The organism is Paenibacillus ferrarius, assembly GCF_002027705.1.
In the GTDB taxonomy this organism is placed as follows: Bacteria; Bacillota; Bacilli; order Paenibacillales; family NBRC-103111; genus Paenibacillus_E; species Paenibacillus_E ferrarius.
Genome location: NZ_MBTG01000034.1, coordinates 342,510 through 353,794 on the forward strand (window position 1 = coordinate 342,510; position 11,285 = coordinate 353,794).

General features: G+C 47.2%; 11 protein-coding genes. All 11 read left to right on the top strand.

Going from position 1 to position 11,285, the window contains the following annotated elements:
- Positions 1-4: 4 nt before the first annotated feature.
- Positions 5-793, top strand: coding sequence for a phosphonate ABC transporter ATP-binding protein (gene phnC / locus BC351_RS29845; RefSeq protein WP_079417869.1), 789 nt, complete (start codon positions 5-7; stop codon positions 791-793).
- Positions 783-1,568 carry a PhnE/PtxC family ABC transporter permease gene (locus BC351_RS29850; RefSeq protein ID WP_079417871.1) on the top strand — a complete coding sequence of 262 codons (786 nt, stop codon included), beginning with the start codon at positions 783-785 and terminating at the stop codon, positions 1,566-1,568. The genes phnC and BC351_RS29850 overlap by 11 nt, the downstream gene beginning before the upstream one ends.
- Before the next feature lies 1 nt (position 1,569).
- Positions 1,570-2,436 carry a PhnE/PtxC family ABC transporter permease gene (locus BC351_RS29855; RefSeq protein ID WP_079417873.1) on the top strand — a complete coding sequence of 289 codons (867 nt, stop codon included), beginning with the start codon at positions 1,570-1,572 and terminating at the stop codon, positions 2,434-2,436.
- Positions 2,437-3,142: 706 nt separating this feature from the next.
- Positions 3,143-3,580: an ester cyclase gene (locus BC351_RS29865; RefSeq protein ID WP_079417877.1), complete on the top strand. Its 438-nt coding sequence runs from the start codon at positions 3,143-3,145 to the stop codon at positions 3,578-3,580.
- Positions 3,581-3,681: 101 nt separating this feature from the next.
- Positions 3,682-4,152, top strand: a complete 471-nt coding sequence (locus BC351_RS29870) for a MarR family winged helix-turn-helix transcriptional regulator (RefSeq protein WP_244209217.1) — start codon at positions 3,682-3,684, stop codon at positions 4,150-4,152.
- A 275-nt stretch (positions 4,153-4,427) separates the two neighbouring features.
- Positions 4,428-5,141: a GntR family transcriptional regulator gene (locus tag BC351_RS29875; protein ID WP_244209218.1), complete on the top strand. Its 714-nt coding sequence runs from the start codon at positions 4,428-4,430 to the stop codon at positions 5,139-5,141.
- Between the two features lie 569 nt (positions 5,142-5,710).
- A complete protein-coding gene (locus BC351_RS29885; RefSeq protein WP_079417881.1) occupies positions 5,711-6,925 on the top strand; it encodes an extracellular solute-binding protein in 1,215 nt (404 codons plus the stop codon).
- Between the two features lie 19 nt (positions 6,926-6,944).
- Positions 6,945-7,799, top strand: coding sequence for an ABC transporter permease (locus tag BC351_RS29890; protein ID WP_158082275.1), 855 nt, complete (start codon positions 6,945-6,947; stop codon positions 7,797-7,799).
- Positions 7,796-8,650 carry an ABC transporter permease gene (locus BC351_RS29895; RefSeq protein WP_079417890.1) on the top strand — a complete coding sequence of 285 codons (855 nt, stop codon included), beginning with the start codon at positions 7,796-7,798 and terminating at the stop codon, positions 8,648-8,650. The genes BC351_RS29890 and BC351_RS29895 overlap by 4 nt, the downstream gene beginning before the upstream one ends.
- 2 nt (positions 8,651-8,652) lie before the next feature.
- Positions 8,653-9,687, top strand: a complete 1,035-nt coding sequence (locus BC351_RS29900; RefSeq protein WP_079417893.1) for an ABC transporter ATP-binding protein — start codon at positions 8,653-8,655, stop codon at positions 9,685-9,687.
- 205 nt (positions 9,688-9,892) lie between these two features.
- The coding region (gene tnpC / locus BC351_RS29905; RefSeq protein WP_079417895.1) for an IS66 family transposase at positions 9,893-11,285 on the top strand (1,393 nt) is incomplete at its 3' end.

Below are 11,285 nucleotides of genomic sequence, written 5' to 3' on the forward strand. Positions count from 1 at the left end.
AACCATGACAACGTTATTGGAATTCAAGCAGGTGTCGAAGCAGTATGGCGCGGATACTAAAGCGTTATCTAATGTCAACTTCGCTGTGAAAGAAGGAGAATTCGTCTCCATCATCGGGCCTTCCGGAGCGGGGAAATCCACTCTTCTCCGCTGCATTAACCGGATGATTGACGCAAGCAGCGGAGAGATCATTTTTGATGGCGCTAATGTCGTAGGTTCCAAGAAAAGCGAGCTGAAGAAGCTGAGAACACGCATCGGAATGATCTTTCAGCACTACAATTTGGTCAATCGGCTTAGTGTCATTGAGAACGTCCTGCATGGCCGGCTTGGCTATAAGTCAACCCTGGCTGGCATGTTGGGACTTTACTCACAGGAGGAGAAAGGGCAGGCCTACAGCATCCTGCAAATGCTTGGTTTGGAGGAGCAGATTTACAAACGCTGCGACGAGCTAAGCGGAGGGCAGAAGCAGCGGGTTGGGATCGCCAGAGCATTGGTTCAGAATCCCAAAATGCTGCTGTGCGATGAACCGATCGCCTCCTTGGATCCCAACGCTTCCAAAATCATTATGGAGCACCTGCGCAGCATTTGTTCCAAAATGGGGATTACCGTCATTATTAATTTGCATCAGGTCGATGTGGCGCTGAAATATTCGGACCGAATCATTGGCGTGAATAAGGGGACCATTGTGTATGATGGCTCCCCGGCACATATCAACACAGCTCAGCTCAGCAAAATCTATGGCCCCGAGCTGCACGAGTTAGTAGCAGATCAGGGAGGTCGGCATGCAGGCTAACTTTTTCGTCAGAAAAAGAAGGAATTCGCTGATGTATTACGCCTTGCTCATTCTGATCACCGTGGTTGCTATTACGATAACGGAATATAACGTGGTCAAAGGGTTTACCTCTATTCCCAAGGCAGCTGAATGGGCTTTCCAGAACTTCTATCCCAATGCCAAAGCGCTGAATAAACTTCCTGCCATCGCCGAATCGCTGGTAGAAACGGTGCTGGTCTCCATTGCAGCGACGACAGTAGCTTCTGTATTTGCTTTGTTATTCGCCATCCTTGGCTCCAATACGACGGGAGTAGGCGGTGTGGCAAGTTGGATCAGCCGTTCAATTGCAACTTTGTTTCGAAATATTGACGTAGCTGCGTGGTCGATGATTTTGCTGTTTTCTTTTGGGCAAAATGTGATGACAGGCTACTTCGCCCTCTTCTTCGGCTCCTTCGGATTCATGACCCGCGCTTTCATTGAATCTATTGATGAGGTAAGCAGCAGTTCGGTGGAGGCGTTGAGAGCGACAGGCGCCCCTTATTTCTCGATTATTTTTCAATCTGTGATTCCTTCAAGCATGCCGCAGCTGCTCAGTTGGATCTTGTTTATGGTTGAAACCAACATCCGCCAAGCGACATTGATCGGCATTTTGACGGGAACGGGAATCGGCTTTCTGTTCAGCTTGTATTACAAAAGCCTGAATTACAGCTCCGCCTCCTTGGTCGTCATCGTGATCGTGGTTGCCATTATGCTGATTGAAGTGGTTTCCAATTATGTCAGGAGGGTGATTCTGTAAAATGGCACTCCATGAGTTCACCGGAACTGCGAACGGGGCTGAGGAGCCGCTGAGGACGCCTTATCTACGGATAAAGGCAAAGCCTTTTAGCAAAGCAACACTCATCATTCAGCTTACTTTAGGACTTCTCGCTGCGTTGACCATATATGGGTTTGCTACTTTCGACTACAAGGAAATCAACCTTGTTGACGGAATACGTTCAACGGCTGCGACGATCAAAACCATGTTTTTTGAGCCGCATTTGAAACATTTTACGTTCCTGGAGGCGCTCAAGCAAGTTATCATCACATTGGGATTGGCCTTTCTGACCACGCTATTCGGCGCCATCCTTGCTTTGTTTCTGTCTTTGTTTGCAGCCCGCAATCTATCTTCCAATCTGGTTTCGATGATCATTAAAGGCGGCGTTGCTTTTATCAGAGCGGTTCCTACCGTGCTTTGGGTGCTGATTTTTGCGGTTGCCGCTGGTCTGGGGAGCGTTGCTGCGGTCATTGGCATGACGTTTCATTCGGTCAGCTATTTGGTTAAAGCGTTCTCGGAATCGTTCGAGGAGCTGGATAAGGGCGTCATTGAAGCGCTGAAAGCGAGCGGCGCCAATTGGTGGCAAATCGTCTTTCAGGCTGTCATTCCGTCATCGATCACGTATCTGATTTCGTGGACATTCATGCGCTTCGAGATCAACTTTGCCGTTGCTGTCGCTATGGGAGCCGCAGCGGGCGCAGGCGGCATTGGGTTCGACATGTTTATGGCCAGCAGCTTTTATTATGACGTCAGAGAAGTTGGGGTTGTTACGTACTTCATCCTTTTCTTCGCGGTCCTGCTCGAAATTCTGGCTGGAAGGATTAAGAAGAAGCTCAGAGCGAAAGTGTAAAATCAATCGGATTGAGGGTCGTGAGCTTGCAGCTTGCGGCCTTTTTGCGCATGCATTGCTGCTTTAATCGCTTGAGCCTGCCTTTTTGGCAGTCTCGTGGGAGGTTCAGCGCTTCTCAGCCATTGAGCCTGCCATTTCGGCTGGCTCAGCTGAGCTTTAGCGCAGTATTGCTGCTATTACCGCTTGAGCCTGCCTTTTTGGCAGTCTCGTGGGAGGTTCAGCGCTTCTTAGCCACTGAGCCAGCCATTTCGGCAGGCTCAGCTGAGCGTTAGCGCAGTATTGCTGCTTTTACGGCTCGAGCCTGCCTTTTTGGCAGTCTCGTGGGAGGTTCAGCGCTTCTCAGCCACTGAGCCAGCTTTTTCGGCAGGCTCAGCTGAGCATTAGCGCAGTATTGCTTCTTTTACGCGCTCGAGCCAGCCTTTTTGGCAGTCTCGGAGGAGGTTCAGCGCTTCTCAGCCACTGAGCCTGCCATTTCGGCCGGCTCAGTAACGGTTTAAGACTTCTCTACCTCGGAGCCCTCCTTTAAGAGGCCATCTCAACCGGCGAAGATGAGGATCTGAGCATGAAAAAATTGCTCATGACTAAGGAGTGATCCCCTGAAGGTTGTTCTTATTAAGTTTATAGTCAATTAAATTGACTATATTCAAATAATGTGTCATGATACAAACAAGTCAATTTAATTGACTAATTGGAGGGGGAGCTGCCCATGTCTCATGTCAACAATATGGAGGTTGTGCGTAATTTTATCAAAAGCTTTTGGAACGAAGGAGATTATGCGTGTACGGATGAATTTCTTGCGGCAGACTATGCTGATCATGCGTACGTTCCTAACGATCGCAATGGACTTATTCAGATGGCGCGTATTCTTCATTCCGCGTTTCCTGATCAAGTTTCTTTCGAGGAAAGCGCGGTTGCTCAAGGTGACCGTGTTGTTGTCCGCTTGAGAATGCGTGGAACACACCAAGGGAGCTTCAGGGGAACGGAAGCGACGCACAACACGATTGATGCTAAGCTATACCGCGAATTTCGGCTTACAGATGGCAAAATCTCCGAGCACTGGGCGCTTTTCGATACGGCCACTTTATTGCGGCAAATTGGAGCGGAACTGCATGAGCAGCCAGCATGCCAACTTAAGAAACACTAAGCAATAAGGCACCTATTAGAATGGGTGTCCTTATTTTTTTGGATCAACCATGATAAAATGATCTAAGTACATACTAGGGAATTTATCAGGGGGAGAACTCATTGGCTGAAGAAGGCGCAGGAGGATATGAGCTAACGATTCTTTTTGCATCTGCATTTCGCATGGCAGTTGATGAATTACATAAGGAATTGGGGAAAGTAGGGTTTGACGATGTTCGTCCTTCCCATGGCTTTATTTTTCAAAAAATTTCGCATGGCGGTTCTACTGGGAAAGAACTAGCAGAGCATATGGGGATTACAAAGCAAGCTGCTAGTCTTACGATCGACTATTTGGAAGAGCGTGGTTATGTCATTAGGCAGCCGCATCCATCCGATCAACGAGGTAAGCTTGTTGTTTTAACGCAGCGAGGCTGGGATTGCATTCAGGCAACCGAAACCATTTTCACGTCGATCCAGCAGCGTTGGCATGAGGTCCTTGGAGAAGAGAGAAGTGAAGCGCTTCTGACCGATATGCGAAAATTAGTACATTCGTCAATGGATGCTCAAGCATTCCTGTTCCGGCCTGTATGGTAATCGTAGTTATCTCAGGCCCTAAAATGATTCAGAAAGAGGTGCTTGCTTCATCGCAGCACCTTTTTGTATTGTTTGAATGAATCTCCAATTTAGGGGAAATTTGTAGTAAAGCGGAGGCTTATTTACAATTTATTAAAATAGAGTTGATACGCACTTAATAAATGATTAACATAATTTATAAGAGAAGTCTAGACATGCTAGAATTTATAGGATCTAAAATGGCTGATTTCAGCAGTTGCTGCCTATATAGATATTCTAAGGAGGATGTAAGGACTATGTATCCTAGATATATGAAAATTAAGGACGAGTTGGACAAACAAATCGAACAAGGCGAGCTGCATGTTGGCTATAAGTTTCCATCAGAGCCAGAGATGGCTAATAAATTTGGGGTAAGTCGAGAAACCTTTCGTGCGGCAATTAAGAAGCTGGAGGAGGAAGGGAAGCTGCGAGTTCAGCATGGCGTCGGTACGTTCGTCATTCGCCAGTTAGAGCAAATTCCCAGCAATTTAGCCCGCTTGCAGTCAACCAGCGAAATGCTGAAGATAGCTGGCCATCAGGAAGGCGACCAGCAGCAATCGGTGCATAACGCCGCGTGTACAGAAGAATGGGCACAGTTTCTAAACATCCAGCAAGGCGATCCGGTTGTTATTCTTGAAAGAGTTCGAACTGCGAATGAAGAACCGGTCATGTCATCTTTCTATATCTTGCCGCGGGCGATCGTAGGCAATAAATTTGAAGAGACGGCTTTTGGCGGTTCGCTATTCAAGTTTCTGGAACAGGAATTGAACATATTCGTCAAGAGAAGCCATACGGAGTTGATGGTACCTTTGCAAACAGACCCACGTGTGCAGAGTCTGATGCTTCATCCGAATACGACCGTGCTCTTGATGAAGCAAACGCATTATGATGAGAATAATTTCCCGATTTTCTATGCCAATGATTATTTTCGCAACGATGTTTTCCATTTTTGGATGGAACGTTTCCGATAATGGCAAGGGGCTGTATAAGCCACTCGCCTATTTCGCCAAATGCCTGCGATTATGCATCTTTTCTGCTCTTGGCACCGCCGAAATCAGTAAATGCCTGCGATTATGCATCTTTCTGCTCTTGGCACCGCCGAAATCAATAAATACCTGAGATTATGCATCCTTTTGAGGCTATTTCAGCTTTGCTGGATGGAAAGGCCGAAAATGCCTGCATAATCGCAGGTATTTTCATTTTTCACCCGATTTCGCTGAAAAAACCTGCACTTTTGCAGGCTTTGACAGTGGGGGGGCGATGCGCTTCGCTCGCTTGGAAGCCCAAGCACCCGACCAACGTGCTGCTGAAGGACATCCTCTCGCATGTACGGTGAAAGCTTAACCGCTAAAGAGGCTTAAAAGGAAATTCTTTCATTTTATTTTAACATGTCTAGACAACATTAACGAAATATTTACATACAAATGATATTAAGCTAACACTTCTCATGCAAACTAAGGATAGTTGAAGTCTAGACATCTTGCGAGATTCTGGCGAAATGCTCCCGGCTCATTCTAAACAAATTAGGAGGAAGTAAAACATGAGAAAAAAATGGTTCAACGTATTGTTGGTAGGTACTTCGGTTGCAACGCTTTTGGCTGGCTGTGGAACAAATGAAGCAAAACCAGGCAGCAGTACGTCCCCAGCTGCTTCCAGTAGTTCGGCTCCGTCAGACAAGCCGGCTAAAGCAGTGAAAATGACTCTGAATCTCGCGACAGCCGGTGACACGAACATGACGGAGCTGCAAGAGAAATACGTGATTCCTGAATTGAAGAAAACCTATGCAGACGCGCAAGTGAATGTCGTAGGAACGGGTCCTGGAGACGCAGGCTCGCAGAAGATTTTTGAAAAGTTAAAAGCTCAAAAAGACGCTGGAAAACAAGAATGGGATATCGATGTAGCGATCGTGCACCAAAGTATGATGAAGTCTTTAATCGAGAATGATTTGGTGGAAAAATGGGTGCCGAACTCCGCCAACAAAAGCGCGGTCGTATCAGGAGACAGCAAAAACAGCTTGGGGACTAATGTCGAGGGGTATGTTATCCCGTTGTATCACAGCCAAGTCGCATTGGCATACAATCCGGATAAAGTGAAGGAAGCTCCTAAAAACTTTGATGATGTTGAAAAATGGATTAAAGCTAACCCGAAGCGTTTTGGCTATAACGGCATCAAAAACGGAATGAGCGGCGTAGCTTTTGCAACAGCTTATACATATGCCAAAAGCGGAGATTACAAAACATTGACAGAAGGCCCTTACAACGCGGATCTGGAGAAGAAATGGCCGGATATTATGAAGCAGTTGAAGTCTCTGCCAGTCGTCTATACGAACGGCAATAACGGAACGCTGGACATGCTTAATCGTGGTGAGATTGATATGGGACCAGTATGGGTGGACATGTTCTATCAATGGATTTCCGATGGCCGTTTGAATCCGAACTTTCAGTTGAAAGTAGCTGATCCGGGACTGCCAGGACAACCGCTGTATGTCGTGATTCCGAAAAATGCAAAAAATAAAGAAGCTGCTTTGAAATATGCAGATTTCCTGACTTCCCCTGAGATTCAAGCTAAAGTGATCGTGGATAAATTCAGTTGGTACCCAGGCATCAATGCCGAGCTTGTACTGCCTAAAGTAAGCGAAGAAGGCAAGCAAAAGCTGTTCAAATACGTGACAGCAGAAGATTTGAATAAACGCGGACAATCGTTGCCGATCAATGAATATTTCGGTAATCTGCAAGCCGCATACGAGAAAAACTAACACTGAGAGGATGAAGACTGTGCCCAAATCAAACGATAAAACCATTGGCGCGTCCTCTTCCTTGCTCCGTTGGCTGGCTGGAGTGGGCATGATTGCTCCAGCCACCCTGATTGTTGTGGGTCTGTTCGTTTATCCCTTTATGGATTCGTTGATAGGCAGCTTTCAGAATGCTAAGAGCCAATGGACACTGGACAATTACCTCTATGTAATTGATACCTACCACAATGATTTTCTATATACGCTGGTGATCTGCCTGGTCAGCCTTGTGCTTGTGCTGGCCCTGGCAGCTTTATTAGCGGGTTGGCTGAGGCTTAAGGCCGATCCCTTTGTTGAATTTTTGTTCAAAATTCCACTTTTTGTACCTTTCGTCGTAGTTGGTCATGCGATGCGCGTATTTCTGGCGCCGCATGGAACGCTCAATTCACTGTTGGCTTCTACAGGATGGTTCAATCCCGATGTCATGCCAAGTGTCGCTTTCTCAACAACCGGACTCATTGTTGCGCTGGTTTGGAAGAACATCGGTTTGACACTGCTGCTTGTTATGGGCGCCTTCCGTGGTATTAATTCCAGCTATTTGGAGGCAGCGCGCAACACAGGAGCAGGCGGCTTTCGCTTGATCAAAGACATGATGATTCCGATGTCATGGGGAACGATTAGCGTAGCTGGTGTGTTAACATTCACTTCAATGATTGGGAATTTCTCCATCCCGGCTATGCTGGGAGACGCTGGAGGCAGTCAGATGCTAATGATTGATTTGTATTACGAGCTTGTTTATCGCCATGATTCAGGCGCAGCCAATGCCATCGGTGTTGTTTCTTACATCGCTTCGATGGGAGCAGCAATTTATTATGTGAAGAAGGTGGCTAAGTCATGAATCCCGTCATTGAACGCAAGCAAGCAAAGGTACACATGGCTGGCAGATCAAGCAGCATCGGGCGCATGGCCGTTCGCTTAGCCATCTATGCATTTTCGTTATTTCTGATCTTAGGACCGATTTCCAGCTTGGTGATCTGGTCATTCGCTGAAAAATGGTTTTGGCCGCATACCCTTCCCCAACAGTGGGGGTTCTTGTACTGGGCGAAAGTATTCGATGGCAAAATGCTGCATTCGCTCACGCTCAGCTTCGGCATTGCGTTCCTGGTCACTTTGATCAGTATCCTGCTATGCTTGCCGCTTTCTTATTTAATTGCTCGCTATCGTATACCCGCTAAATCGGTTCTATTGCTTATTTTCCTGCTGCCGCAAGCGTTTCCGCAGCTTCCCGTGTTTACGAATGCAATGGTGCTTATGTACAAGTGGGATCTCGTCGGCACGCTGACAGGTGTTACACTGATTCATCTGGTGGGTGCGCTGGTCTTCTCTGTGTGGACGATGGTTTCCGTGTTTCAACATATATCGGCTTCTTTGGAAGAGGCTGCAGTCAATCTGGGCGCTTCGCGTCTGCGCACCTTTTTCACCATTACACTGCCTATGGCGGTTCCGGGAATTATTGCTTCATCCCTGTTGGTTTTTCTCTACTCCTTGGATGAATTTACAGGCAGCTTATTAATTGGCGCGCCTTTCATTACGACGATGCCGGTGTTTATGTACAACTCAGCCATGGGGTATGAAATGCAGACGGCGTCTGTGACGGGATTGCTGCTGATGCTTCCAGGTATAGTCCTGCTGCTGTTGATGCAGCGCTTTATGAAATCTGAATATATGGCCGCTTTTGGGAGGGGATAACGATGGAGATTCGATTGGATCGTGTATCAAAGCAATATGGAAATAGCCGGGGGATCGAAGAGATTTCGCTTTCCTTGCCTGAGGGAGGTTTTACGGCCATTGTAGGCCCAAGCGGATGCGGTAAAACGACTTTGCTGCGAGCGCTGGCTGGCTTTCACGATATTGACTCAGGATCTATGCATTTTGGCGAAAAAGATGTGACAAGAACGCCTTCCCGTGAACGTGGGGCAACTATGGTTTTTCAAAACTATGCGCTATGGCCGCATATGTCTGTATTCGATAATGTAGCATACGGCCTGAAATTGCGTAAAAAAAGTCGTGAAGTCATTGAACAGAAGGTCCATGAGGTGCTTACCCGAGTAGAAATTCCACTGCACGATATCAGAAGCCGCAAGCCTCAGCACTATTCGGGAGGACAGCAGCAGCGCATCGCCTTGGCGCGAGCGCTTGTCATTGAACCTAATCTGCTGTTGATGGACGAACCGCTGTCCAATCTGGATGCGAAAGTCAGGTCACGCTTGAGAGTGGAGATACGCGCTATTCAGCAATCCTTTGGCATTACGGCTCTATACGTGACGCATGACCAAGAAGAGGCTTTATCCATGGCCGATTATGTTGTCATTATGAAAGATGGGCGGATTGAACAGGCTGGCAAGCCGCAAGAAGTGTATTATCACCCGAATACGTTATTTGCGGCGCAGTTTATGGGTGAAAGCCACACCCTCACAGTGATGCGGGATAACAAGAAGATGAAGCTTGTACTTCGTTCCGAAAATGCCCGCTTGGGACCCGAACAACCTGATGCGTTAGCGTCTTCTGCATATCCAGTTGTCAGCTATGAAGATGGATTTTTTACCTTTCAGGCGGAAGTGAAGGATCATTTATTTATTGGTTCAACTTATCGCCATATGGCAGCTGTTCAAGGTCAGATCTTCTTTGTGGATGCGCAGGAACAATATCGTCCTGGGCGCTACACGGTGAGCATTCCTGCGGATAGAGCGTATTGGTTCCAAAGCTTGGAGTCAGATTCTCACTGATCATTTCGGAAAAAAAGGGAGATAGGATGCTCGTGATGAATCTGATAAAACAGTGGACTCGAATTGCAAATCGTGTTCTTCAGCGTTGGATTTTGAGATCGGTTGGGATTAAATTATTGTTACTACTCAGCACCTTATTCAAATTCTAAAATTTGGTTTAATAGATAGTAACCAATACTTTAGAGTGAACGAGGTGAGAGGCATCATGAATATAGAAGAAATTGATCGGATTATGCTCAGTGACTTGGCATCCATTAAGTCACTCATCCTGTCTCTGGTTGCCAAGGTTGAGCACCTCGAAAACGAAAATAAGGAGCTTAAGCGGCAACTTGGCCAAAACTCGCAAAACAGCAGCTGGCCGCCGTCTAGTGACCTGAAGCGTGAACCTAAGAATCACCGGAAGTCCGGCGGAAAAAAGGGAGGACCTGTCGGCCATAAAGGGCATACCCTTTCTTGCATAGACGATCCCACTACAACCATTATTCATCCGGTTTTAGTCTGTGAGAACTGTGCGGTCTCACTTGAGGACGTCGCATGTCTAGGGTATGAGCGTCGACAGGTTTTTGACATCCCTGTTCCTGTCATGGAGGTGACGGAGCACCGAGCCGAGAAGAAAAAGTGCCCATGTTGCCACACCTTGCAGAAAGGCATCTTCCCTAAAGGCGTCCATGCACGTGCCCAATACGGTGAGCGGTTCACTGCTGTAGCCGCTTATTTGCATACGCACCAAATGCTCCCGCTTGCTCGCACAACCGATCTTCTTCATGTGTTGACGGGGTGTCGGCCAAGTCAGGCAACACTTCTTTCAAGTATCCGTAAAATGGCTGAAAGCTTACTTCCCTACGAAGAGGTCATTCGTCATAATCTCCTTGCCAGTCCCGTAATCCATGCCGATGAAACGGGCGTGCATGTAGACAAAGAGGGACACTGGGTTCATGTGAACAGTACGAAGAACTGGACCTTGCTTGGTGTCCATTCTAGCCGCGGAACCGCGGGGATGAAGTCGCTAAACGTACTGCCTTCCTATACGGGTACAGTGATCCACGACTTTTATGGGCCGTATTTTAAACAGGATAAAGACTTTACCTTCAAACATGCCTTATGCAATGCCCATTTATCTCGGGAGTGCAAAGGGATTGAGGAATATGACGGGCATCGATGGGCCAGCGCTATGCTCACACTGCTGCATACAAGCTGGTCCATCACCCGCAAGACCAGAAAATTAGGTAGGCCACTTACCGAAACAGCCATCGGCAACTACGAACGACGGTATGAGATGATTCTAGAGATGGGAAAGGTCGAGCTCGAAAAGGAGCCCCTGCTCCAATCAGGGCGCAGGGGAAAACCGCGTAAGAGTAAGGCCGCAAATCTTTGGGCACGATTCCGTGACCACAAGGAAAGTATCTTGGGGTATCTTCGAGATGCCAATATTCCCTTTGATAATAACCAAGCCGAACGTGATCTTCGCATGATTGCCGTTAAGCGGAAAATATCCGGCTGTTTTCGTTCGGAAACGACCCCGGGCTTCTTTGCGACCATCCGAAGCTTTATCTCCACGTTGATTAAACAAAATCATCCTATTCTTACATCACTGAAAT

Excerpts from the sequence above, each read along its gene's own strand:
- BC351_RS29875 (WP_244209218.1), top strand. The coding sequence starts at position 4,428 with ATGTATCCTAGATATATGAAAATTAAGGACGAGTTGGACAAACAAATC.
- phnC (WP_079417869.1), top strand. The coding sequence starts at position 5 with ATGACAACGTTATTGGAATTCAAGCAGGTGTCGAAGCAGTATGGCGCG.
- BC351_RS29895 (WP_079417890.1), top strand. The coding sequence starts at position 7,796 with ATGAATCCCGTCATTGAACGCAAGCAAGCAAAGGTACACATGGCTGGC.
- BC351_RS29865 (WP_079417877.1), top strand. The coding sequence starts at position 3,143 with ATGTCTCATGTCAACAATATGGAGGTTGTGCGTAATTTTATCAAAAGC.
- BC351_RS29855 (WP_079417873.1), top strand. The coding sequence starts at position 1,570 with ATGGCACTCCATGAGTTCACCGGAACTGCGAACGGGGCTGAGGAGCCG.
- BC351_RS29850 (WP_079417871.1), top strand. The coding sequence starts at position 783 with ATGCAGGCTAACTTTTTCGTCAGAAAAAGAAGGAATTCGCTGATGTAT.
- BC351_RS29885 (WP_079417881.1), top strand. The coding sequence starts at position 5,711 with ATGAGAAAAAAATGGTTCAACGTATTGTTGGTAGGTACTTCGGTTGCA.
- BC351_RS29900 (WP_079417893.1), top strand. The coding sequence starts at position 8,653 with ATGGAGATTCGATTGGATCGTGTATCAAAGCAATATGGAAATAGCCGG.